27 protein-coding genes, 1 tRNA gene and 1 pseudogene are annotated in these 24,130 nt (G+C 47.6%); 12 read left to right on the plus strand and 17 right to left on the minus strand.

Annotated elements, in window-relative coordinates; translation table 11 throughout:
* Positions 1 to 42 precede the first annotated feature (42 nt).
* From ACOTSW_RS06610 to ACOTSW_RS06630, 5 genes are all read left to right on the plus strand, one after another.
* Positions 43 to 687 (plus strand): RlmE family RNA methyltransferase, encoded by a 645-nt coding sequence (locus tag ACOTSW_RS06610; protein ID WP_423681739.1) that lies wholly within the window; start codon positions 43 to 45, stop codon positions 685 to 687.
* A gap of 121 nt (positions 688 to 808) precedes the next feature.
* Positions 809 to 2,698, plus strand: a complete 1,890-nt coding sequence (gene ftsH, locus ACOTSW_RS06615; RefSeq protein WP_423681741.1) for an ATP-dependent zinc metalloprotease FtsH — start codon at positions 809 to 811, stop codon at positions 2,696 to 2,698.
* Positions 2,699 to 2,759: 61 nt separating this feature from the next.
* Positions 2,760 to 3,602, plus strand: a complete 843-nt coding sequence (gene folP / locus ACOTSW_RS06620) for a dihydropteroate synthase (protein ID WP_423681742.1) — start codon at positions 2,760 to 2,762, stop codon at positions 3,600 to 3,602.
* Between the two features lie 130 nt (positions 3,603 to 3,732).
* Positions 3,733 to 5,070, plus strand: coding sequence for a phosphoglucosamine mutase (gene glmM, locus ACOTSW_RS06625; protein ID WP_423681743.1), 1,338 nt, complete (start codon positions 3,733 to 3,735; stop codon positions 5,068 to 5,070).
* Positions 5,071 to 5,174: 104 nt separating this feature from the next.
* Positions 5,175 to 5,251 (plus strand) — tRNA-Arg (locus ACOTSW_RS06630).
* Between the two features lie 667 nt (positions 5,252 to 5,918).
* On the opposite strand, the gene ACOTSW_RS06635 is transcribed toward ACOTSW_RS06630, so the two are convergent.
* From ACOTSW_RS06635 to ACOTSW_RS06700, 14 genes and pseudogenes are all read right to left on the minus strand, one after another.
* Entirely contained in the window at positions 5,919 to 6,617 is a 699-nt protein-coding gene (locus tag ACOTSW_RS06635; protein WP_423681744.1) for a hypothetical protein, read from the minus strand.
* A gap of 4 nt (positions 6,618 to 6,621) precedes the next feature.
* Complete coding sequence (locus ACOTSW_RS06640) at positions 6,622 to 7,770, minus strand: plasmid recombination protein (protein WP_423681746.1); 1,149 nt, start codon at positions 7,768 to 7,770, stop codon at positions 6,622 to 6,624.
* Positions 7,771 to 8,679: 909 nt separating this feature from the next.
* Complete coding sequence (locus tag ACOTSW_RS06645; protein ID WP_423681747.1) at positions 8,680 to 9,768, minus strand: hypothetical protein; 1,089 nt, start codon at positions 9,766 to 9,768, stop codon at positions 8,680 to 8,682.
* Positions 9,769 to 9,875: 107 nt separating this feature from the next.
* Positions 9,876 to 9,959: pseudogene (locus tag ACOTSW_RS06650) on the minus strand (hypothetical protein); the annotation flags it as partial.
* The gene (locus ACOTSW_RS06655) at positions 9,940 to 10,038 is read right to left on the minus strand and encodes a toxin-antitoxin system HicB family antitoxin (protein ID WP_423681748.1); all 99 of its coding nucleotides are present in this window, start codon (positions 10,036 to 10,038) and stop codon (positions 9,940 to 9,942) included. The gene ACOTSW_RS06655 and the pseudogene ACOTSW_RS06650, both read right to left, overlap by 20 nt.
* A gap of 23 nt (positions 10,039 to 10,061) precedes the next feature.
* Positions 10,062 to 10,376 carry an addiction module antidote protein gene (locus ACOTSW_RS06660; RefSeq protein ID WP_423681750.1) on the minus strand — a complete coding sequence of 105 codons (315 nt, stop codon included), beginning with the start codon at positions 10,374 to 10,376 and terminating at the stop codon, positions 10,062 to 10,064.
* Positions 10,373 to 10,699: a type II toxin-antitoxin system RelE/ParE family toxin gene (locus tag ACOTSW_RS06665; protein ID WP_423681751.1), complete on the minus strand. Its 327-nt coding sequence runs from the start codon at positions 10,697 to 10,699 to the stop codon at positions 10,373 to 10,375. The genes ACOTSW_RS06660 and ACOTSW_RS06665 overlap by 4 nt, the downstream gene beginning before the upstream one ends.
* A gap of 43 nt (positions 10,700 to 10,742) precedes the next feature.
* The gene (locus ACOTSW_RS06670) at positions 10,743 to 12,035 is read right to left on the minus strand and encodes a tyrosine-type recombinase/integrase (RefSeq protein WP_423681752.1); all 1,293 of its coding nucleotides are present in this window, start codon (positions 12,033 to 12,035) and stop codon (positions 10,743 to 10,745) included.
* Positions 12,036 to 12,163: 128 nt separating this feature from the next.
* Positions 12,164 to 12,325, minus strand: a complete 162-nt coding sequence (locus ACOTSW_RS06675; protein WP_423681753.1) for a hypothetical protein — start codon at positions 12,323 to 12,325, stop codon at positions 12,164 to 12,166.
* 20 nt (positions 12,326 to 12,345) lie between these two features.
* Positions 12,346 to 13,146, minus strand: a complete 801-nt coding sequence (locus tag ACOTSW_RS06680; protein ID WP_423681755.1) for a sulfite exporter TauE/SafE family protein — start codon at positions 13,144 to 13,146, stop codon at positions 12,346 to 12,348.
* 15 nt (positions 13,147 to 13,161) lie between these two features.
* On the minus strand, positions 13,162 to 14,022 hold the full coding sequence (locus ACOTSW_RS06685) for an MBL fold metallo-hydrolase (protein WP_423681756.1): 861 nt from the start codon (positions 14,020 to 14,022) through the stop codon (positions 13,162 to 13,164).
* A gap of 22 nt (positions 14,023 to 14,044) precedes the next feature.
* Complete coding sequence (locus tag ACOTSW_RS06690; protein WP_423681757.1) at positions 14,045 to 14,425, minus strand: rhodanese-like domain-containing protein; 381 nt, start codon at positions 14,423 to 14,425, stop codon at positions 14,045 to 14,047.
* A gap of 143 nt (positions 14,426 to 14,568) precedes the next feature.
* Positions 14,569 to 14,760, minus strand: coding sequence for a YgaP family membrane protein (locus tag ACOTSW_RS06695; RefSeq protein WP_423681758.1), 192 nt, complete (start codon positions 14,758 to 14,760; stop codon positions 14,569 to 14,571).
* 118 nt (positions 14,761 to 14,878) lie between these two features.
* Positions 14,879 to 15,241: an ArsR/SmtB family transcription factor gene (locus ACOTSW_RS06700; RefSeq protein WP_423681760.1), complete on the minus strand. Its 363-nt coding sequence runs from the start codon at positions 15,239 to 15,241 to the stop codon at positions 14,879 to 14,881.
* A gap of 123 nt (positions 15,242 to 15,364) precedes the next feature.
* Between ACOTSW_RS06700 and ACOTSW_RS06705 the strand changes: the two genes are divergently transcribed.
* From ACOTSW_RS06705 to ACOTSW_RS06735, 7 genes are all read left to right on the plus strand, one after another.
* Positions 15,365 to 16,423, plus strand: a complete 1,059-nt coding sequence (locus ACOTSW_RS06705) for an efflux RND transporter periplasmic adaptor subunit (protein WP_423681761.1) — start codon at positions 15,365 to 15,367, stop codon at positions 16,421 to 16,423.
* Positions 16,424 to 16,433: 10 nt separating this feature from the next.
* Positions 16,434 to 19,637 (plus strand): efflux RND transporter permease subunit, encoded by a 3,204-nt coding sequence (locus ACOTSW_RS06710; protein WP_423681763.1) that lies wholly within the window; start codon positions 16,434 to 16,436, stop codon positions 19,635 to 19,637.
* Positions 19,638 to 19,647: 10 nt separating this feature from the next.
* A complete protein-coding gene (locus tag ACOTSW_RS06715) occupies positions 19,648 to 19,857 on the plus strand; it encodes a YgaP family membrane protein (protein ID WP_423681764.1) in 210 nt (69 codons plus the stop codon).
* 88 nt (positions 19,858 to 19,945) lie between these two features.
* Positions 19,946 to 20,374 carry a thioredoxin TrxC gene (gene trxC / locus ACOTSW_RS06720; protein ID WP_423681766.1) on the plus strand — a complete coding sequence of 143 codons (429 nt, stop codon included), beginning with the start codon at positions 19,946 to 19,948 and terminating at the stop codon, positions 20,372 to 20,374.
* A gap of 39 nt (positions 20,375 to 20,413) precedes the next feature.
* Positions 20,414 to 21,688 (plus strand): NAD(P)/FAD-dependent oxidoreductase, encoded by a 1,275-nt coding sequence (locus ACOTSW_RS06725; protein WP_423681768.1) that lies wholly within the window; start codon positions 20,414 to 20,416, stop codon positions 21,686 to 21,688.
* 14 nt (positions 21,689 to 21,702) lie between these two features.
* Positions 21,703 to 22,032, plus strand: a complete 330-nt coding sequence (locus ACOTSW_RS06730; RefSeq protein ID WP_423681769.1) for a rhodanese-like domain-containing protein — start codon at positions 21,703 to 21,705, stop codon at positions 22,030 to 22,032.
* 6 nt (positions 22,033 to 22,038) lie between these two features.
* Positions 22,039 to 22,680, plus strand: coding sequence for a class I SAM-dependent methyltransferase (locus tag ACOTSW_RS06735; protein ID WP_423681770.1), 642 nt, complete (start codon positions 22,039 to 22,041; stop codon positions 22,678 to 22,680).
* A gap of 129 nt (positions 22,681 to 22,809) precedes the next feature.
* Here the strand turns inward: ACOTSW_RS06735 and ACOTSW_RS06740 are convergent, their stop codons facing one another.
* From ACOTSW_RS06740 to ACOTSW_RS06750, 3 genes are all read right to left on the minus strand, one after another.
* Positions 22,810 to 23,121, minus strand: a complete 312-nt coding sequence (locus tag ACOTSW_RS06740; protein WP_423681771.1) for a high-potential iron-sulfur protein — start codon at positions 23,119 to 23,121, stop codon at positions 22,810 to 22,812.
* A gap of 192 nt (positions 23,122 to 23,313) precedes the next feature.
* The gene (locus ACOTSW_RS06745) at positions 23,314 to 23,664 is read right to left on the minus strand and encodes a TrbG/VirB9 family P-type conjugative transfer protein (protein WP_423681772.1); all 351 of its coding nucleotides are present in this window, start codon (positions 23,662 to 23,664) and stop codon (positions 23,314 to 23,316) included.
* Positions 23,665 to 23,668: 4 nt separating this feature from the next.
* Positions 23,669 to 24,100, minus strand: coding sequence for a hypothetical protein (locus tag ACOTSW_RS06750; RefSeq protein WP_423681774.1), 432 nt, complete (start codon positions 24,098 to 24,100; stop codon positions 23,669 to 23,671).
* Between the last annotated feature and the right edge of the window lie 30 nt (positions 24,101 to 24,130).

The following is a 24,130-nucleotide window of genomic DNA, read 5'->3' on the forward strand; positions in this document are numbered from 1 at the left end:
CAGGTTAAACACAGTTTCTTTTAAAAGCAGTATTTTACGCGAATGGCAAAGAATAAATTCAATCAAAATTGGGTTCACGATCATATTAATGATCCTTATGTGAAACTTGCACAAAAAGAGGGCTATCGTGCGCGTGCCGTTTATAAGCTGAAAGAAATTGACGAAGCTGAAAAACTGATTCGTTCTGGGCAGGTTGTCGTTGATTTGGGGGCGACACCGGGAAGTTGGTCGCAATATGTCAGAAATAAACTTGCCGGAAGAGAGGGAGGGGGAATCAATGGCGAGATCTTTGCACTCGATCTACTACCAATGGAGCCTATCGCTGATGTCCAGTTCATACAAGGCGACTTCCGCGAGGACGAGGTGCTGGATAAGTTAGAGAGTAAACTGGTCGGCAGAAAAGTGGATCTTGTTTTATCTGACATGGCACCAAATTTGTCTGGTAACTCTACGGTCGATGCTGCCAGAGTTGAGTACATTATCGAATTGGCGATTGCTTTTTCCAAGGCACATCTTAAACCCGGCGGTTCTTTGCTGGTCAAGTGCTTTCATGGACCCAGTTACAATAATATAGTGAATATGTTCAAGGATGAGTTTAAGGTTGTCATGAACAAAAAGCCTAAGGCGAGCAAAGATAAATCATCGGAGATTTTTTTGTTGGGAAAAGGTCTGAAGCATCCTGAATGAGTATTTTCCTCTTGATAATCCTTAATATCGTCAGCATATGCTGGCTAGCAAGGTCTACCTATTGGGGGTAGAATGACTGATTACAGTGTCAAATGGCGTTTATTGCGTCCAAGGAGTTCTCGTGAATAATATGTTTTCAAAAGCAGCTATATGGGTCGTAGTCGCCTTGGTGCTTTTCACGCTTTTCAAGCAGTTTGAGGGGAAAAGTATCGGTGCTGGCATGGCTTCTGTGCCTTATTCCGAGTTTTTGGAAGAGGTCAAAGCGAAGCATATTAAAGAGGCTACGATTGATGATGCCAACCGCACAGTGACAGCGATTACGAACGACGGTAAGAAAATTAAATCGCAATTGACGATTTTTGATCGCGGTCTGGTTGGTGATCTGGTTAATAATGGTATTAAATTTGACAATAAGCCACCAGAAGAACCATCTTTTCTCTCGCAAGTATTTATCTCCTGGTTCCCTATGTTGTTGCTGATCGGCGTATGGATTTTCTTCATGCGTCAGATGCAGGGCGGTGGTAAAGGTGGTGCGTTTTCCTTCGGCAAATCTAAAGCCCGTATGCTGGACGACACAAATAACAACGTCACTTTCAGCGATGTCGCTGGTTGCGATGAAGCAAAAGAGGAAGTTACTGAAGTTGTTGATTTCCTGCGCGATCCTACAAAATTCCAGAAGTTGGGTGGACGTATTCCGCGCGGGATCCTGATGGTCGGACCTCCAGGTACGGGTAAAACTTTGCTGGCCCGCGCGATTGCAGGCGAAGCGAAAGTGCCATTTTTCACGATTTCCGGCTCTGATTTCGTCGAAATGTTTGTGGGTGTCGGCGCTTCCCGCGTTCGCGACATGTTTGAGAATGCTAAAAAACACGCGCCTTGCATCATCTTTATTGATGAGATTGACGCTGTTGGACGCCATCGCGGTGCAGGTATGGGAGGTGGTAATGACGAGCGTGAACAGACACTGAACCAGATGCTGGTTGAGATGGATGGTTTTGAGGCTAATTCCGGTGTCATCGTTATTGCTGCGACCAACCGCGCTGACGTTCTCGATAAGGCGTTACTCCGCCCAGGTCGTTTTGATCGTCAGGTTTCCGTTGGTCTACCGGATATTCGTGGTCGTGAACAAATCCTGAATGTTCATATGCGCAAGGTACCTATCGGTAGTGATGTGAAGGCAGATATTCTTGCACGCGGTACACCAGGTATGTCTGGTGCAGATCTCGCAAATCTGGTCAATGAAGCTGCTTTGTTTGCTGCTCGTCGTAATAAGCGTCTGGTCGAAATGATCGATTTTGAGGATGCAAAAGATAAAATTTTCATGGGGCCAGAGCGTAAGTCTATGGTGATGCGTGAAGATGAACGTAGGAATACTGCTTATCACGAGTCCGGACATGCGGTTGTAGCGAAGCTCATGCCTAAAGCTGACCCTGTTCATAAAGTGACGATCATGCCGCGCGGATTTGCGCTGGGGTTAACCTGGCAATTACCCGAACATGATCAGATCAGTGGCTATAAAGATAAGATGTTGGAAGAGATTTCCATCTTATTTGGTGGTCGTATTGCTGAAGAGATTTTCGTTGGTCAGATGTCTACTGGCGCCTCTAATGATTTTGCACGCGCTACTAAACTCGCACGTTCGATGGTTACCCGTTTTGGTATGTCAGACAGTATGGGTGTTATGGTTTATGAAGATAGCCAGCAAGAGGGTTATTTCGGTGGATCGTCGAAAACGATTTCTGAGGTAACGCAGCAAAAAGTAGATGCTGAAATCCGTTCTATTCTTGATACGCAGTACGCACTTGCGCGTAAGTTGTTAGAAGAAAACAGAGAAAAAGTCGAAATGATGACTAAGGCATTGCTGGACTGGGAAACGATTGATGCTGATCAGGTCAACGACATCATGAATGGTCTTGAGCCTCGTCCGCCTAAGGTTGGTCAATCTGCAGGCCGTTCGTCTTCAGATAATAATTCCGGTGGGGTCTCCCCAAATGCGGCAGCACCTGCCTGATAGTTTAAATTTTTAATGGTATCGGATAAAAAGGTGAGGAGAAATCCTCGCCTTTATTTTTATGACTAATTTTTTTCAATGTGGCCGTTATCGGTTTTCTTTTCAAGGCAATCTGGTCAAACCGCTGGTGATGGGGATATTAAACATTACACCGGACTCTTTTTCCGATGGTGGGCGTTACTTATCGCTCGACAGTGCGCTCTCACGGGCGGAGCAGATGATCAATGATGGCGTCGATATTATTGACATTGGAGGGGAGTCAACCCGGCCAGGTTCACTTCCCTTGTCTTTGGATGAGGAGTTAAGCCGAGTGATGCCTGCGATTTTTGCATTGCGCGACTGTGGCAAACCTTTATCTATTGATACTTACAAGCCCGAAGTTATGCGAGAAGCTTTGCTTGCCGGTGCTGATATGATTAATGACATTCAAGGTTTTAATTCACCTGAGGCCATCAACGCTGTTGCAGGTACGGATGCGGGGTTATGCGTGATGCATATGCAGAATCTGCCGGCGAATATGCAAAGGGATCCCGATTATCGAAATGTTGTCACTGACGTTGAAGATTTTTTGCAATATCGAATTGATGCTTTGTTGAGTGCCGGAATACAGCCAGAAAATATTTGTATTGATCCTGGTTTTGGGTTTGGTAAAACGCTGGAACATAACAGAACCTTGTTCCGGAATATCGACGACATGCAGAATCGCCTGGGCTTCCCCATGCTGGTCGGCATATCACGTAAAACCGTGATCGGAGAAATTACCGGAAAACCTGTGGAGCGTCGTCTGGCGGGTAGTCTCGCTGCTGCAATCGCTGCGGCAGATCGTGGCGCCAAAATTGTCCGGGTTCACGATGTTCAGGAAACCGTCGACGCTTTCAAAGTATGGCAGGCACTGGCTGATTAAATTTGCAAAGAATGAAACTTATCCAGAATTTTGAAAATTTTCATGATTCTGACGTGCTAGTCGATGCCGACTTTACAATTATGCTTTGTCCAGATAAAGTTGTGTAAATATTAAAATTAAAATGAATAAAATGACTAGAAAATTTTTTGGCACAGACGGAATTCGCGGCAAAGTCGGTGTCGCGCCAATTACACCTGATTTTGTCATGCGTCTTGGTTATGCCGCAGGTAAGGTGCTTGCGCAAAGTGATTCCGAGTTGCGACCTACCGTGCTGATTGGTAAAGATACGCGCATTTCCGGCTATATGCTGGAAGCCTCTCTTGAAGCTGGTTTCTCCGCAGCAGGTGTGGATGTCATGCTATGCGGTCCTATGCCGACGCCAGCCATCGCTTATCTGACGAGAGCTTTGCGCTTGTCGGCCGGGGTTGTTATCTCAGCTTCGCACAATCCTTTTGATGATAATGGCATTAAATTTTTCTCTGCAGAGGGAAATAAATTACCAGATGAAGTTGAATTGGCGATTGAAGCTGAGCTTGAAAGGCCGATGCAATGTGTTAGTTCTGAGTATCTTGGTAAGGCAAGACGCTTACGCGACGCAAATGGGCGTTATATCGAGTTTTGTAAAAGCACGTTTCCTCCGGAACTTGATTTGCGTGGATTAAAGATAGTGGTGGATTGCGCGCATGGAGCAGCGTACGACATTGCGCCGCATGTGTTCCATGAGTTGGGTGCGGAGGTTATTGCAATAGGTAATGCGCCCAATGGTCTGAATATCAACGATAAGGTCGGAGCGACTGCTCCCGAAGCGTTAGCTGTTGCAGTCAGGGCGAATCATGCCGACCTGGGTATTGCGCTGGATGGAGATGCGGATCGTCTGGTGATGGTCGATAGACACGGCGTAATTTACGATGGTGACCAGTTATTATATTTAATGGTTCAGGACCGGCTTGCACTTGGACCTGTCGCCGGAGCGGTAGGTACATTGATGACGAATATGGCTGTAGAGATTGCTTTCAAGGAGCTGGGTGTCGGGTTTGCCAGAGCAAAGGTCGGTGATCGCTACGTACTTGAACAAATGCGTGAACGCGGCTGGATACTTGGTGGTGAAGGATCTGGACATCTTTTGTGCCTAGATAAGCACTCAACTGGTGATGGTATCGTCTCGGCATTACAGGTTTTATCTGCATTGCGCCGCACAGGGAAAAATCTGGATCAGTGTTTTGATAAACTGAAGTTATTTCCGCAAGTCTTGTTGAACGTCCGTGTGCATCCCGGATTTGAGTGGCAAAAGAACGTGGCACTGGTTCAGGAAAAATCAAAAGTTGAAGCTGAGCTGGCAGGGCGCGGACGCGTGTTGATCCGGGCATCCGGCACCGAGCCTGTGATACGGGTCATGGTCGAGGCTGATGATAATGAATTAGCCTCGGCATGCGCACACCGACTGGTTGCTTGCATTGATAAAATCTGAATGAATTTTGATTTTAGTTGTGCAGTCATTCTTGAAACTCTGGCTGATACCATGTAGTATTCAGCCTTCAGTTTTTATGTCTTCTGATGAAGACTTCAGCAAGGCTGTCCATAGCTCAGTTGGATAGAGCACGAGCCTTCTAAGCTCGGGGTCGCAGGTTCGATTCCTGCTGGGCAGGCCAATAAAATCAAAGACTTAGCCCAGATTTGCTGTCTGGGCTTTTGTTTTTTTAGTTCATGTAACCGCTATGTAACCTGATTTGCAAAATTCCGGAATATTTCGCCATCGCTTTTTACTAGGTGTGTTCAGCACCGGACGTTTTCAGGTGATCGGTAGTGAGCAATATTTTTGATATTCAGGCTCTTTCATGGGGTTCGTTTTGAAACGAAGGGCGCATACAGCCTCCGGTCGTCCTGCATTGCAGGATATCAAAGCGCCTCGCGCCCGTATTGCTCCGATTATTCAAATCTGCCATTAAATGGGCTGGTTGACATTCGCTTTCATGGGGTTATTTTGCAGATGCGTGCGCGTCCTTTTTTATGACCTCGGAAAAGTCTGAATAGGTGACAGGCTGCGTACCTCAATGCGCACTAGTCCGCAGCGAGTCCGCACCTGAGGACAATGTGACAGGCTGCGTACCTCATTGCGCACTTATTTGACAGCATGGCGGAATTATATTTTTCCGTCTGTGCTGGTTTTCTCTATGTGGCTGGCTGCTTCTGGTTCGGGTTTATCCGTTTAAGGCTGCGTACCTTCTGCGTACCTTCGTTTGCGCACCTTGCCAGTACGAACCAATGAAAAAGCCAGCACAGGGCTGGCACAGGGTTAGTACATGGCTGGCGCTGGTGCTAATGGTAGGTAGGCTTCACCAGACTTAGCTTTGGCGGTAAGGGCTTCAGATTGCCGTCATTGTCTTTTGTGTAGGTCGCTATGGACTCAAATAGCCCGCCTTCCTCAAATAGCGAATCACCTAATGCTTGCCCTTCGTCGGTGTTGGTCATGAAGTCCATGAACACCAGGTGCAATGCTTCAAACATCGCCCCCTCTTTAAAGTCTTTTCCTCGGTGCTCCGCCGAATCTTCCAAGCCATGCGCAAAGATGATCTGAATCAGTCCGTCAGATTCTGTCAGGTCGCCACGGTCGGCAATGTTCACGTTCAACAGGTCGCACCTCTGCGCCAGCGTAGTGCAGCTATCCAGTACATGGGCTATGTCTGTGAGCAAATAGCCCCATGCCTTTAATTTCCCCCTGAGGCTTTCCGTCCCTTTGTGAATGGCGCTGTCTGCCTGCTCTAACTCTGCGATTCTGCCAGCATAGAATGGGCTGCTATAGGCTTTTAGCTGCCTCGCTCTCCTTCCATGCTGATATGCCTCATCACGGCTTGCATTCAACGAATTAACCGCTTTCCTGATACTGTGGCGAGCCTGTATCAGCGGTCGCGCCAGCTCTTTAACGGTGACAGCATCCAAACTTGGATTCTCCGGCTTTGCTTTTAATGGGTGAATGTTGCCAGCGCCAGCAAGGACTTTTTTTGTATTCTTCGTCATGGGGTCAATTCCTTGAATGGTAAGTTGGTCGTGGTGTGTTTCTTGTCTTGCCGATAGAGCGTAAAGAGTTATCAACCGCTTTCCTGATAGCTGGTTTCATGGATGTCTTGACGGGTCGCTTGATGAACTCGCCCCGTATCTCATCCCATGATTCCGCTGATTGATCGCTGTCAGATTCCCTTTGATAAATTTCCTGTGCTGGCTCGTTTTCAATAGTGAATGGCTTTGCATCTTCACGATGAATAGATAAATCTGCACTTTGGATAGGCTCAGATTCAGGTAAAAGAACAGTGTCAGAAAGTTGGAACCCTACAGAGCATAGGGTTTGGTGTTTTTCTGATGGGTCAATATCAAACCCTATAGGCTTCTTAATGTGATGTTTGGCAAACCCTATAGGCTTTTCTCTCTTTACTTTTTTTGTCATTATTCCCGCGAACGTGCCTTTAGCTTCTGGCTTCGGCATAGCCAGATTTAAGGCTGCGAGTAATGGCGCTGGGTTGGCTTGATGCGGTTCGATCAATACCCGAATAATGGCGCTATTCAGTCCGCTGTTTGCTTCCAAGGCATTAAAGGCAAGTTCCAGCGCCTCCCTTCTGATTGACGCGCTGGGCGGCTTACTTATCGTCATCCGCGCCAAACCGTAACACTTGCCCACCTTGTCATGGAAGTCTGATTGATGTGCCACTATCTTTGACCGACCGCCCATTAAGTCCGAGCCAACCATGCGACCGTTAATCAAAGGCAGCAAAATGACATGGCAGTGTGGCGCTGCTTCATCGAGATGAATGATTGACGAGATTGCAGGAACATTAAAATAGTTTTCCGCCCATCGTGTTGCATCTTCAAAGTAGGGGCGGTACGCAATCGTAGATTTTGCTTGCAGGCTAAAAATGATCTCTAGCGCCCTGACAGCATCTTTGCGTAACGGCTTGACCTTTGCCTCATCCATGAGCCTTTGAGCAGCGCCAGCAATGCCCACAGCCGTATTTGCACCCCTTAAAATAATGTTGTGCCTGATGCGCTTCGGGTCAATGTGACTTTCAGCAGTTACACCAATTTCCCCCGCCAATTCCCGACAGTTATGCTTTGCCGCCGCTTGGATGATGTTCTTGCCCGTTAGCTTTTTGATCCTGAGAAAATGCGCGTGTGTCATAGCCCGCACCAATTAGTCAGCGCCAGCAATACAGACATGAACACTAGCGTAATCAACATAGCGAAATCCGGCGGTAGTGTTGCAAATACACGCAAGAGGCAAATAAAAAGGTATCTCATACTTGCCCCTTTGCTTCTTGTTTGCGTAGCCATGCATTTATCGCTCTGCGGTCTTCGTTAGTCAGGCTATAAACACCTGGCTTCACTTGAGTCCCGTCGCGGTCGATTGCCGGAACTCTCTCGCATGGTATGGCTAACCCTTGCTCACGAAGGCGAAACACTAAATCGGGACTATTCGAGGCTCCTACAATCCTATCTAGCTCCTCGCGCCTCCTTGGTCTTGTCATCAAGGCGTTTATAGCCCGTAACTCCCGAGGGTTATCTGTGCCTGAAAATTTACGGCCTGTTTTCGGTGTATAATTTGCAGTGCATCCAAGGGTCAATTCTGCTATTAAAGGGAGTTGGCCTTTTCTCATTGTGCGCCCCCGTTAAGTAGGCGGCGAATCTCTGCGACAGGCCACGCAAGGCGGCCATTTATGCGAATAGGGCGAATCAGACCATTTTCTAAACATGCCCACGCTCTTAACGTTTGCTCTTTTCTGTTCAGATGGTAGGCAGTGCAGGCAGTATCTAAGTGGCTGCGTGTTTCTTGGTCGAGCGGTGGAAAGTTGGCGGCTCGCTTTGAAATATTGGCGGCCTTAACGTCTTGCTGTGGCTGTTGAATATTAAGTGGTTCCATTTTGAATTACCCTTTCGCATCGCTGCGTGTTTAAGAGTATTCATTGGAAATTACCGTACTATTTTTATCTGATACCGCGGTATCTAAATCTAGTATTCATGCGGGTTTGCGGGGAGTAGTACGGTATTAATGCGGTATTAGACCACGGTATTAAATTCAATTTTTAAGGTATTAATAGTCGGATTTTTCTTCCCATTCATCGCGCCAATCTGATAAAAATTTGTGCTCATAAAATGCTTTTGTCAGTTTTGTTTTTTGTGAATACTGTTTATCACGTAATGCAATAGCTAATATGACAGGGTTCCAAGTTCCTTGGCGCACTCCTTTTAAACCTCGGTCTAGGCAAGCAACCGCAATCCACTTAGGTTTATCCGCGAGTACCTTTTTCAGGTTGCAATGATTTGTTATTGATTCAAAGGCGGTTATCACTTCGCTTGTGGATATTCCATTTTGGATGCTAGTCGTAGAGCTTGAAATGTTGATGGCTTGCATCGCGTTTTTATGAAATGACTCCCATTTCTCAAACCATGAGTGTGTTTTAAGTTTTAATTTTTTGGCTTCTTGAGACCAGTCAGATAATTTTCTAAGTTGAGTATTTTCGCTCCTCAACGCTTTAAATGCGGTAAGAATTTTTTTAAAGTCTTGCGGTTTGGTTTCGTCAGTAGAGATTAGTTCAGCGTCTTCTTTTGTTGTTTCGTTTGGATTAATGCACATTAGCAACATTGTAGCTTGCTCAACTGTCACAGAAGGTAAATTCCACCAATACGTTGCATCCATTACCTCGTCGAACCAATAATATGAACTTTCTTCTGTAATTGGTGCGGGTACTGTTTGGGGCGGTGTTTCTTTACTGATGTTATCCGTCTGTTTTGGCTCATCCCGCCAATTCAAGAAAATGCTTTCAATCCCTATTTGCTGTGGATTATCAAGCCAGTACAAAAGTGGCTCCTCGCTTAGGCTTAGAATGCTATAGCCGTTCTCAAAGTCCTCAGGGCGCATCACCTTTATTTCTATTTGCCTGCCTGCCCTTAATGCTTGTATCTGCGCTGGGAGTAGTGTCGTGTATTCATGCGTGGCCGTGGAGCGTGTTTGATTATCGTAAATATCTGTTTTGTGTGGGTACGTTCCCATTTTTGCTGTAAAAGGTTGCAACCTCGCAAACACGTCCAATTGCTCAGCCTCTGCCAACGCCAGCAAATAATCTGCGCTGCATCCTCGTTTTTGTGCGGCATCTGCCAGACTAATTTTTATTGATTCCATGTGCACCCCTTCAGGTGTCAGCCTTCAGCAATAAGGTTCCCAGTCAGGTCAGTGAAGGTGTCCGACTTTTCGCCCGCTAAAGCTAGGCTGGGAATTAAACTTGTTATCTATGAGTGAGCTAATTGCATCTTCGTAATAGCATCACCTATCCAAGCGTTAAGGCTTTTTCCTTCAGCTTGTGCCGCAATGGCAGCGCGGGCGTGAGTGAATCTCTGGCTCTACGCGCACAATGAATTTTCCTGAGTAGCCTTTGTGCGTCATTATGTTCATGGTGTCACCTCTGCTTTATCAAGTTACACCGTCACTGCCCGATGTACTCCCAATTTCAAACCCGCTGCATCCAATACCGCAAGCAGGGTTTTAATCGTTGGGTTGCCGCTTGGTGATAGAGCGCGGTAAAGGCTTTCGCGTGGGATGCCTGCGCGCTCTGCCACAGCAGACATGCCTTGTGCTTCTGCGACGTGGCGTAGGGCAGCTAGCAAGGCTTCGCGTCCACCTTCTTGGTCGGCTTCTTCCAATGCGGTCGCAATGTATTCATTGGCAAAGTCGGGGTCTTCGCGCAGTAGTTCAACGATGGCATCGTCGTGGGGGCGGGTGGTCTTGTTCATTGTGTGTTCCTCCTGTTCCAATCCTTCAGATATGCGGCTGCCGTCTCAATGTCGGCTTGCTGTTTGCGCTTGTCGCCACCGATTAAGAGCAAAACGATTTCATTTCCAATGCGGGTGTAATACACGCGATAGCCCGCGCCGTGGTCGATACGTAATTCCCATACACCTTCGCCAACGGGCTTGCAATCACCAAAATTACCCGCCGCCATGCGCTGCAATCTGACCGCGACGCGTGCCCTGGCTTGGCGGTCAGTGAGTTTGGCAAGCCATTCTTTAAACGGGTCGCGCCCGTCTTGTGCGAGGTAGTCTAATAATTGATACATTGATTTGTGGATTATACGTTACAAAATGAGATTTTCAAGGTGATTACTTTACCGCCCGCAATCCCGCTGGCGCTGGTATAAATTCAATCTGTGCCTGTTCCAATATCCATGATTCGATAATGCAGTGCCATTTTCTTAATAAGTCCAATGGGCGGCGGCGGTAATGTTTTTCGGCTAGCGCACTGGGTTTGTGTCCCATGATTTGTGCTGATATTCCGGCAGGGCACTCCACCCACTCGCATAGCGTGCCAAAGGAGCGACGCAAACCATGAATAGATACATGTGGTAGCCCAGCCTTAATCAGCGCCTTGGTGTGAGCAATGCGCGGCTCTGTCAGCTTTCCGTCTGATGCTGTAGGACTTGAGAAAACCCATTCGCTACGGCGCGGCAATGTGGAGAGTAGATGCGATACGTAGGGCGTGAGCGGAATCGTTCGCTCTCCCTCTACCTTGTCGCGGATGGTCATGCTATTCCATTGAAAATCTACGTCACCCCACCGCAAGGCGCTTAACTCACGACGACGCGCACCAGTAATAAGCAACGCTTGTAAATAAGCACTGATAACCGGATTGCCTATGGTTTTGACAGCCTCAAACCATGTCGCCAACTGTTCGCGCTGCAAATTGTCTCCCTCTTTTGTCTTGTTCTCGGGAATGACTGCCTTTACTTTTTTGGCTTGAAAGATATCGCCTGAAACGATGCCAGAAAATTCATCTGTTTCATTCGCCCAACCTATAAATGCCCGCAATATCCTAAAGCTCTGCGCTGCTCCTGTTGGTCTTGTCAATGATTCCAGCGCCAGCCAATCGGCAATTTTTGTGCTGGTCAATTTCGATAGGGTTAATGGCATAAGGGAAGCAAGAGGGGCGGCAACGGTTTTTCCTGTCCCTCGCTTTTTGTTCTCGCCGCCAGCTAACGCTAGTTTTATATGATTGTGGTAATGGCCTTCGCTCCACTTGGCCTTATGCTTTTCAAGGTAGATAGGCCATACCTCGCGCAAGGTTATATCTTGGCGCTTTGCTTTGGCTCTCGTAGATTCGTTCTTGGCTAACTGCTCGGCCTTGGCTAGTCGCGGGTCAATGCCCTTGTTTATTTCAGCCTTGTAATTTGTGGCGATTGCTTGCGCTTCTGATATGGAGTAGGTAGAAGTATCGCCAATTGTGACGCGGATAGTCTTGTTATCGAGCTTGGACTGGAAGATATAGGACTTAGCACCCGTTGATGTGGCGCGCAATCCCAAGCCATGTGCAACCGTATCCCATAGGAATGATTGTGCTTTACCACGCGCGCAGACAAAACCTTCTATTCGGCCTTGCGTGAACTTTACTTTTGACATTGCTAATGCTCCGTGTAACCGCCATGTAACCCGATTCGGAGTATATCAATCAACACAAAGCAATACAATTAAATTAAAATAAATAAGCAAGTCATTGAAATTAAATAGAAAAAATATTTTTATCATTTTTAATCAACGCTGATAAATGCCGTTTTTCTGAGACTTCTAAGCTCGGGGTCGCAGGTTCGATTCCTGCTGGGCAGGCCACCTTCCAGCACCGTAAAAAAATCCTTTAATTCGTCGCCGGTATATTTATCTTGGCTTATGTTCGGTAGCAATTCAGCTGCCACAAATTCCTTCCGGAAGCTGTTCAGGACATTAGTCCACTGCCTTTGAATAGCATACTTACTGCGACTAACAGCACCAGCCATGCGAATAAGAGTTGTATTGTTGCCTGATTTAATCGTCTGCTGATTTGCATTCCACCCAATAAGCCAAGTGTGCTGCCTATCGTGAATGGCAGTGCGACTGACCACAAAAGACTGCCATGAAGTGCAGCTGAAGATACGCCACTGATAGAAACGAGCGTGATCACAGCCAAAGAGGTTGCCTGGATGCTGCGTATATCGAGATGAGAATGCCTTACCAGTGAAGGTATGATGATAAAGCCGCCACCGACCCCGACTAAACCACTTAAATATCCAGAAACAAAGCCCGTACCCGCGATCGCTCGCGCGCAACGCATTGTCCAGTGAAGACGATGATTTTCTGCATTCAAGCTGCAGGCGACGTCTTCTTCATTGCGTGAAATTTTTTTACTGCGAAATGATCGGAAAGAGATCAGTAATAAAATACACGCGAAGAGAAGCAACAGTGGTTGATTGGGGATGTGCTGTGCTGAGAAAACGCCGATCGGAGCAGCCAGCATCCCGGCAATGCCCATTAATATCGCGGCACGGTAACGCACTATACCTTTACGCAAGCCACTGATGCTACCTAGCGCAGCGGCAAAACCGACGGCCATCAGACCTACCGGTGCTGCTTGTTGTACTGATAAATGTAAGCCATACACAAGTAACGGTATGGAAAGCATGCCACCACCAGCGCCTGTCAGCGCGAGTACAAGGCCGACGATACTACCCAAAATAACTGTGACGAAACTTAGGTCCATAGTTGCTGTTGTTCTTCACAATGCATTGATTGGTAATTTCATATAACTGATGCCGTTACTTTCTGCTGGCGGTAATTGTCCTGCTCGTATGTTTATTTGTACGGATGGCAAAATCAGATTAGGCATAGACAGTGTTTTATCGCGAGCTTCACGCATACTGATAAACGCGGGCTGTGAGACACCATCGTGAACGTGGACATTATGTTTACGCTCCGCTTCTACCGTGGTTATCCACATTGGTGAGCGGCTGTCTGGCGGATAGTCATGACAAAGATGCAGGCGGGTGTCTGCAGGCAGTTGAAAAAGCCGTTGTATAGACTGATAAAGTGTTGCGGCATCTCCCCCCGGAAAATCGCAACGCGCGGTACCGTAATCTGGCATAAACAACGTGTCGCCAACAAAGGCATCTTTACCGGTCAGATAGGTGACGCAAGCTGGAGTGTGACCGGGTGTATGTATAACCCGCACCTTTAATTCACCGATCAGGAATTCATCGCCATCATTAAACAGATGATCAAATTCTTCTCCCCGGGTACTGATGTCATCAGCGTTGAATATTTTTTTGAATACTTTCTGGACATCGCAAATATGAGCGCCGATGCCGATTTTTCCTCCGAGTTTCTTTTTGAGATAAGGTGCAGCTGACAAATGATCGGCATGCGCATGAGTTTCCAGTAACCAGTCTACGGTCAATCCTGCTGTCTCCACATACTGAATTAACTTATCCGCACTGCTGGTGGAGGTTCTTCCTGATTTCGCGTCGAAGTCCAGTACGCTGTCGATGACTGCTGCTTTTTTTGTTGATGGGTCGGTGACGATGTGCGTGACTGTATTTGTCGCTTCATCAAAAAAGGAATGAATGATCGCTTCGTTCATATTATTCTTTAACTGCAAATGTTTACTCAAACGCTGGAAGCGCAGGCGATACGATGTTGTTGCCGTTCTGTACCCAAGCGTCGAAGCCACCTGCGATCGATTTCACTTTTAAGTAACCCATCTCATGCAAAGTATTGGCTGCCAGTGCCGCGCGGCCACTGGTTTTGCAATAGACAACGATATCCAGATTACGTGCGGATAGTTCAGGACTGCCGCTCATTTTGAATTCCAGCAGTCCACGCGGGATATTGACAGCGCCTTGTAAATGACCAGCTGCATATTCATCCGGCTCACGGAGGTCAATCAGAATATTGGCTTGCTGTATTGCCTGTTCAGCCTCGGTAACTGAAATTTCCTGTATGCGGGATTTTGCAGCGGTAACGAGATCATGTGCTGTTTTCATATACTCTTTCAATCCAGAATAACTAAGGGTATTTTTTATACAGGCCATCGCAAGATGATCATGAACATCACCAAGTTCTGCCGCAAGACCTGGTGATGGATGATTGATGCTCTGCAATGGCCTGATATTGCTAATTACCGTGATTACTTTGTTTTGCAGGTATTGATACCGAATGGTAAATACGCAGGGCAAATGCGGAAAATACCTGTGAACAATGGAACAACACCCAGCCATCCCCATGCACCGATATATCCGGTGAAATGCGCTGCTAATAAAAGCAAGCCAACCAGAATTCTGATTACACGGTCTGCGGATCCTACATTGACTTTCAGCATGATTTACTCCTTATTTGTTTTTTGAAAATATTAGAAATGCTATAGAATTATTTTAACTATCGCGAACTCACAAAAAATAATTTGTCGCTGTGTATTGATCCTGCGTAAAGCGCACAGGTCAATTTAACCGGTCTGACAATGCGGCGACCTGTTCCGTCAGTTGGCGGGTAAGGCAATTGCATACTAAATCACATAGCTCGTAGATGGAAGGATCTGCGATCTTGTAATACACGGAAGTTTTACGGCTTTCTCTTGCAATAATTCCATGATTTGCTAAGTTTGAAAGATGGCGGGATACGTTTGCCTGAGAGCAAGAGCATAGCACTGCCAGTTCTCCAACACTTTGCTCACGTACTCTTAAAGCGTTCAGTATCCTTAACCTGGTTGGTTCGGCGAGCACTGCGAAGTACTGAGCAATTTGCATCAATGCCTGATCCGGCAATCCATTCAGCTGTGAACATATTTTTTCGTTATCGCTCATTGCTATATCAATTCTAAGTGAAAACTGCAGTTTTAAATCTTTATTTGCGCAACTGCGCAAATAAGTATATGATTAATCAAAGCTTAATGCAAATACTAATATCTTCGATGAGGAAATTGAATCATGACGGGAAAATCATGGATGTCTGCTTCCCTTTGTATTGCTCTGGCGGGCGGTGTCGCACCAGTCGGGGTGTTCGCGGGAAATCTGGTGACCGTACCTGTGCGGGCAACGAATGATGGTGCAAGTTTTGTCGCAGACGGAGTGGTTGAGGCTGTCAGGCAAACGGGAATTGCTGCGCAAATCTCCGGTGCGATTGTTGACTTACCGGTGAAGGCCGGCGACACCGTAAAAGCGGGGCAGTTGCTTGTCCGTATGGACGCACGGGCAGCGAACCAGGAAGCAAAAGCGAGTCAAGCTCAGGTTGATGCAGCACGTGCCAGTTTAATTGTTGCTCAGAAAGACTACGAACGCCAAAAGCAACTTTTTGCTAAGAATTATATTAGTCAGGCGCAGTTAGATCGTGCCGAATCGCAATTCCAGACCGCCAGTGCACAGGCAAGTGCGCAAATAGCGCAGGCGGGAGCTGTAAAGACGCAGTCTGGATTTTACGTCCTTGCAGCGCCTTATGCGGGTGTCGTCTCTGAAGTTCCGGTCATGCTGGGGGATATGGCGATGCCTGGTCGTACGCTGATGACGGTTTACGATCCGGTTGCGATGCGGGTGACTGCAACGGTGCCGCAGGAACGTGTTGCAGAGATCGCCGCTGAACAAAAAATCATGGTGGAAATTCCCGGGATGCCAGCTTCTCAGCGGTTGATACCCGCAAGCAAATTGACAGTCTTACCGATGGTGGACGCGGCGACGCATACGGCGCAAATCCGGCTGGAATTACCGCAGAAAATTTCTGGTTTGGCGCCGGGAATGTTTGCCCGTGTCAGCCTGAGAAGCAAGTCCGTGAGCGGTGAAGTCAACCGCTTATATGTTCCGCTGAAGTCAGTGTTTCGCCGCGCTGAGCTGAATGCTGTTTATGTCGTCAATTCACAGGGAAAGCCCATATTGCGACAAGTGAAGTTAGGACCTGTCAGTGGTAACGAGCAGGAGGTACTCAGCGGTGTGTCGGCAGGCGAACAAGTCGCTGCGGACCCGCTGGTCGCGACACGTACCGCAGTCTCCCGCTAAGGAGTTTCGTATGAATAAGATATTGGGAATATCCGGGCGTATCGCGGCTTTTTTTCAGACTGCCCAAATCACACCGCTGCTGGCGTTAGTGGCATTTTTACTCGGCCTGTTTGCGGTACTGGTAACGCCCAGAGAGGAAGAACCACAAATTAATGTGACGATGGCAAATGTGCTGATTCCTTTTCCCGGGGCTTCGGTAAAAGATGTTGAACAGATGGTGGCTATTCCTGCTGAGCAGGTGTTAAGCCAGATAGAAAATGTCGAACATGTGACATCGGTGTCGCGTCCCGGTATCGCTATTATGACAGTGCAGTTCGAAGTGGGGGTGCCGCGCACAGACGCCTTGGTGCGTCTGTATAACACGGTGCATAGTAACCGCGACTGGTTGCCAGCTAATCTGGGTACGTCTGAACCCTTAATTAAACCCAAAGGTATTGATGATGTTCCTATCGTTTCACTGACACTCTGGAGTAAAAATCAACAAAGCGGCGCGTTTGATATCGAACGTGTTGCGCATAGTGTTGAAGCGGAGTTAAAGCGCGTTAAAGGAACGCGTGAAGTAATGACGATTGGTGGGCCGGGAAGGGCTATCAATGTTGAACTGGATCCTGCAAGACTCTCGGCAAATGGATTGACGATCGCTGATTTACGCAACAGTCTGCAATCAGCTAATTCAGGTATGCCCAGTGGCGATCTTGTCGCAGGCAATCATACGATTCAGGTTGATGCCGGAGCATTTCTGCGTGATGCCCAGAGCGTAGGTGAACTGGTAGTCGGGGTGAGGTCTGGCAAGCCTGTGTTTTTACAGGATGTCGCTAAAGTGGAAGACGGTGCTTTACCGGCAAGCAAATTTGTTTGGCATGGCGTGGCCGGTAAGGATGCAGCTGAATATCCGGCAGTCACCATCGCGGTCACAAAAAAGCCGGGGCAGAACGCGGTCGATGTGGCGACTGCCGTAATTGCGCGAGCAGAGACTTTGCGTAATACCGTCATTCCCGGCGACGTAGAAATGACGACGACGCGCAATTATGGTCAAACAGCAGACGACAAGGCAAAAAAATTAATTCAGAAATTACTGTTTGCTACCGCATCCGTTGTTGCTCTGGTATTCCTGGCCCTTGGACGTCGCGAAGCAGCAATCGTCGGTACTGCAGTGATTCTGACCTTGACAGTAACACTGTTCGCTTCCTGGGCATGGGGTTTTACTCTGAACCGTGTGTCCTTGTTCGCCCTGATTTTCTCTATCGGGATACTGGTCGATGACGCGATTGTGGTAGTGGAAAATATTCATCGCCATCAGGCCTTATTCCCAGCTAAGACGCTGCCGGAAATTATTCCTGCTGCAGTCGATGAAGTGGGTGGACCGACCATTCTTGCTACGCTGACGGTGATTGCAGCATTGTTGCCGATGGCCTTTGTGACTGGTCTGATGGGACCGTACATGAGTCCGATACCGATCAATGCCAGTATGGGGATGCTGTTGTCCTTAGCGATCGCCTTTATTGTCACACCCTGGCTGGCTAGATTGTGGATGAAAGAGGGTTATCACGGCGGAGATGGTATTGCGGCAAAACTGGCACCGGTATTCAGTAAAGCCTTCAGGCCTTTTCTGGAAGAAAAAACTGGTGCGGGTAACCGGCGTAAATTGGGTGCAGGGGTTGCGATTCTGATTGCTCTTTCTGTGCTGTTGCCGGTACTGGGCTTAGTGCAATTGAAAATGCTGCCTTTTGATAATAAATCCGAATTTCAGGTTGTCGTCGATATGCCTGCCGGTACGCCAGTGGAAAAAACGGCAGCAGTATTACACGAGCTGGGGGCATATTTACAAACCGTGCCGGAAGTCACAGATTATCAGGCCTATGCCGGTACGGCTGCACCGATTAATTTCAATGGATTGGTACGTCAGTATTATTTACGTGCCGCCGATGAGCTTGGTGATATACAGGTTAATCTGGCTGACAAACATCATCGCACCGAAAAAAGCCATGTCATTGCAACCCGAGTCAGACCGGCTTTACAGGAGATCGGCAGACGCTATTCCGCGAATGTGAAAATCATCGAAGTACCACCCGGTCCCCCAGTGCTGGCACCGATCGTAGCCGAAATTTATGGCCCGACCGATGAGGGACGCCGACAGGTGGCGAAATCTGTTCGTGCTGTGTTTGAAAAAACAACAGGCGTGGTCGATGTTGATGATACGAGTATCGTTGATGCACCGCGAAAATTCATTTTGATTGATAAACGCAAAGCCTCCAAGCTCGGTGTTTCGCAAATGGCGATCGTCACCACGCTGCGTGCTGGCCTTGCCGGTGATGCCGCGACGTATATTCACGATGAAAGTAAATATCCGGCATCCGTTAATCTGCATTTGCCTGTCAGTGATCAGGGTAATATTGATCAGCTATTGTCTCTCGGTGTGAAGAATGCACAGGGCAATATTGTTCCGGTACGTGAACTGGTAACGATCAGCGATACGGTAAGAGAGCAGCCGGTTTATCACAAAGACGGCGCTGCCGTGAATTATGTGACCGGTGACATGGCTGGTGCTATCGACAGTCCGCTCTATGGCATGTTCGCTATGCGTTCGGATATTGCCAAAGTGCAGACCCCGGTTGGTGGTGCAATCGACGAGTACTTTATCAGTACTCCGGCCGACACCTATCGCGGCTTCAGTCTGAAGTGGGATGGCGAATGGCAGGTGACTTATGAGACTTTCCGCGATATGGGCGCAGCCTATGCTGTTGGACTGGTGCTGATTTACTTGCTGGTGGTCGCACAGTTCGGCTCCTATCTGACGCCGTTGATTATCATGGCACCGATCCCGCTCACTATCATTGGCGTCATGCCAGGGCACGCCTTGCTTGGTGCTCAATATACCGCCACCAGCATGATAGGCATGATCGCGCTGGCCGGCATTATTGTGCGTAACTCCATCCTTCTGGTTGATTTTATTCATGTACAGGTTGCAGCGGGAATGGCGTTTAAAGACGCAGTGGTCAGTTCTGCCATCACCCGTGCTCAACCGATTGCACTGACGGGTCTGGCCGCTATGATGGGCGCGTTTTTTATTCTCGATGATCCTATTTTTAACGGACTCGCCATCTCGCTGATTTTCGGTATTTTTGTTTCAACATTGTTGACCCTCGTGATCATTCCATTGCTGTATTTCACGGTGTATCAGCATCAATATTCATCGCAAACTCAATCTCACTAAGGAGCTTATTATGAACAGCTGGCAAGCAGTACGCGTTATCGCAGGTTTTTTCATCCTCTTAAGTCTGGCACTGGGCATTCCCGGTAGCCCCGTTTTCGTCAATCAGTGGTGGCTGGCTTTTACAGCTTTTGTCGGTATTAACTTATTTCAGAGCGGCCTGACTAAATGGTGTCTGATGGAGAGTATTCTGCGCAAACTAGGTGTCAAAGGCGGTAACTGATTGCCCTGAGTGCAGTGATGTCAAACGAATCCGGCAGTCATTTTTCGTGTTTGTCGGACATCACATTTATCTGACGAGGAGAAATTGTATGCATCTAGTTTGTCCTGTATGCAGTGCCACTAACCGGGTTGCAGATGAACGTTTACAGGAGCATCCGGTCTGCGGCAAGTGCGGTACCGAGTTAATGGCGAGAGCGCCGGTCGCAATCAGTGAACAGGCCTTACCTAAATTCATCGAAAAGACAGAATTGCCGGTCTTGATTGATTTCTGGGTCGACTGGTGTGGTCCTTGCCGGGCGATGGCGCCGCAATTCGCTGAAGCGGCAAGAAGCGCGCCAGACATCCGTTTTATTAAAGTCGACAGCGATGCGGCACCGATGGCCAGCCAGCGCTATGGCATTCGCAGTATTCCGACTTTGCTTCTGATGTATCAGGGGCAGGAAATCGGACGGCAGAGCGGAGTGATGCCCGCTTCGCAAATAGTTGCATGGGTGCGCAGCATATTACCGCAGAAGTAATCAGCGCACATTAATAATCGACACTCTGGAGGGGACACCATGGCACATATCGTTATATTGGGTGCGGGTACTGGCGGTATGCCGGCAGCGTATGAATTGCGCGAAAAACTGGATGCTTCACATCGCATTACTGTAATTAATGCGGTTGATTATTTTCAGTTTGTACCTTCAAATCCTTGGGTTGCTGTTGGCTGGCGTCAGCGTGATGCAATTACATTCCCGATTCGTCCCTATCTCGAAAAGAAAGGTATTGAATTTATTGCGCAAGCTGTTGTGCGTATTGAGCCTGAGAATAATACGCTGACCGTCAGTGACGGTACTGTTGTTGCGTACGATTTTTTAGTCATCACTACGGGACCTAAGCTCGCATTTGATGAGGTGCCGGGTGCCGGACCGGTGAACGGATATACTCAATCCATTTGCTCTGTCGATCATGCAGAGCACGCTTACCAGGAATATCAGAAATTCCTGGAAGATCCAGGACACGCAATTATTGGCGCGATGCCGGGAGCGTCATGTTTTGGTCCTGCGTATGAGTTTGCTTTTATTTTCAACAGAGATTTGAAAAAACGTAAATTGCGCAACAAAGTTCCGATTACCTATGTCACCAGCGAACCTTACATCGGTCATCTGGGGCTTGGTGGTGTCGGTGACTCAAAATCGATGCTGGAAAGCGAGTTTCGTAACCATGATATTAAGTGGATTTGTAATGCCAAGACCACCCGTGTTGAAGATGGAAAAATGTTTGTCAGCGAGATGGACGACATGGGTAATCTTAAAAAAGAGCATGAGCTACCGTTTAAATACAGCATGATGTTGCCGGCGTTTCGCGGCGTTGATCCCGTCGCGGCGGTTGAAGGTTTATGCAATCCGCGCGGCTTTGTCATTATCGATGAAAATCAGCGCAGTAAAAAATACCGGAATATTTTTTCCGCCGGTGTCTGTGTCGCCATTCCACCGGTAGAAGTGACACCGGTGGCCACAGGTGCACCGAAAACGGGATACATGATAGAAAGCATGATTACCGCGATTGTGCATAACATTGAGGCTGATCTGGCTGGTACGCCCGCAAATGCCAAGGGTTCTTGGAATGCCATTTGTCTGGCTGATATGGGGGATACCGGAGCGGCTTTTGTCGCTTTACCGCAGATACCACCCCGGAATGTCGCCTGGTTTAAAAAAGGGCAATGGGTACATCTCGCTAAAATCGCTTTTGAAAAATATTTTCTGCATAAAATGAAAGCGGGTACATCCGAGCCAATTTACGAGAAATATGTGTTGAAACTACTCGGTATAGAACGTCTGGATAAATAAAGGAAAGTTGAAAAATGAATTTATTTGGTAAATTAATTGGCGCATTTGCCGGTGCTCAGCAGGAATTGCCGACAAATGCAATGCTGATCGACGTCCGCTCTGTTGGTGAATATCAGTCGGGATACATCGCTGGTGCTGTTTCTTTGCCATTGGGTGAGGTCAGTGACCGGATTTGCAGCGTTGTACCAGACAAGGGGACGCCCGTTATCGTGTATTGTCAGTCAGGTGCCCGTTCTGCTTCTGCAAAAAACATGCTGTCGGACATGGGGTATACCAATGTGGTCAATGGCGGTGGAGTGGGTGGTCTGGCGATCCGTTTACAAAAACAAATTTGCCGTTTTTAATTCATCATGACGATACAAACGACAGCCCCCCGATTCAACAACCCTGAGGAAACTTGGAGCAAACGATTTTCTTGCGACGAATATATTTTCGGAACTGAAGCCAATCATTTCCTTATCCGTTGCCAAGGTGCGCTCCATCCGGGCATGCATGCACTGGTTGTTGCAGACGGAGAGGGGCGCAACAGCGTCTGGCTTGCAGAGCAAGGTTTAATCACAACGGCGTTTGATATTTCGCCGGTCGGTGTGAGTAAAGCAAAGAAATTGGCGCAGCAGAGAAATGTCGATGTTAATTTTGTTGTTGCTGATTGCGATCACTTTGACTGGACGCCTGCACATTACGATGCGGTCGTTGCGATTTTTGTCCAGTTTGCTGATCCTGAAATGAGAGCACGTCTGTTTTCGAACATGATACGCGCGCTGAAACCCGGCGGTGTTCTGATTCTTCAGGGATACAGCCCTGCTCAGCTTGAGTATAAAACTGGTGGACCGCCTGACATTACTCATCTTTACACAGAAGAATTGCTACGTGATTCTTTTTCTGCGCTGGATATCAGGGAGATGTGTTTTTACGAAGAAGTGTTAAATGAAGGAACGCAACACTCGGGCAAATCAGCCTTGGTTGGTATGCTGGCTTATAAACCTGAATAGCGCAGGCTCGGTAAGGCAGGTGTTGATAAACACAGTGGAACCATGTGTAGCACCGTATGTAGCAAAGACATCAATACGATGCAGGCAGGTTTCCGATGTATAACCGGAAACCTGCAGATTCAGCCTTGCTTAGGCTTTCTTAGCCCAGGCTGCGCACCAGCCTTTGGCGTTGACCAGCTTGTTACCCATGGCACCACAGGCAGCCCAGCTGTCAGTAGCTTTACCTTGAAACAGCATGCAGTTGGAGCAGGTTTTTCCTGCTGCATAGGCAGGGAACTTCTTGGCATCGACTTTCGTTGCATCGTTTTTATAACCCAATGCTACTGCAGCAGCATCAGTTTCCGCGATCTTTTGCGCTTGCGCCTGCGTCAGTCCGCTGGCTGACATGGTAAGAGCAACGACCGGAATAGTTTTGAAAATGAATTGGCGACGTGACGTCATGGCAATGTCCTTTGGCTGGTTCATAGAAAAAAATTGAAACTACTCTTGCAAGTCTATTCTTAATATCAAAGCCGGATGTGAGTTGAATCAACAAAAGATTAAAATTTGTGGTTGCCTTATGCATTTTTTTTACTTTTTATTGTATGCGTGAGGCATCTGATAAGACGAATTCAGTTTGCACAATTCCGGGCATTAATTTCTTGCTTTTTCTCTGATAATTCCGACTTCACTGTCTCCAGCATGACGTAAAACGATATGGCTGAATTTCGCCGGAACAGTTAAGGTCTTTCCCTCAGCTTCAAAGTTAAATTCTGACGCTCTCCCTGCCTGATCAAGCGAAAATATCTGCGGGCGAGATGCGTTTTTTTTTAATTTGATCACAACATCTTCGTTGACCTCGCTGACTTCGAGGGGGTACAAGTTACTATTGCTATCACCTTGGATCTTGTATGTGAATAGCTCATGTTCTCTGACGGCTTTCTGGCATCCTGCTGCACACATCAACAGACAAGCCAGGGAAATAATTTTAAATATGTTCTTCACTTGCTCACTCCGGAGTCTGTTGTTTAATTTTTGCCATATGCAGCTGTGCCATCAGACCTTGTATCTCTGATCGACTTATCGTTGTAATGTGTTCGCTTCTTTTATGGAAGTTAATCCCGAGGTTGACCTTATAGAAATAGCTTACACCACCTTTGAAATCGTTTTCTATCTGATCGCCACTGAATGTGACAACATCTAATTGATGTTTGCCCGGCGAAATTTCCAGGGTGATGAAGGTATCGGGTGCCAGAGAAGCAATGTCTTTCTGATCAAGACTGACGCTGGTTGGTAAGCTCGCCGCAACCAACCCTGAACGAACAACATACAGCTTTGCCTTCTCTGCTGATGGAGGTCCCAGTTCCTTAGCCTGTTTTCCTCCATATCGCCTGCCCGAGCAATGGACGCACATTCCCTCCATGAGCCAAATATGCGGCATGCGACCATTGAATCCGTACTATACGCAGGT

The sequence above is a fragment of the Undibacterium sp. WLHG33 genome (genome assembly GCF_049544815.1).
In the GTDB taxonomy this organism is placed as follows: Bacteria; Pseudomonadota; Gammaproteobacteria; order Burkholderiales; family Burkholderiaceae_D; genus Undibacterium.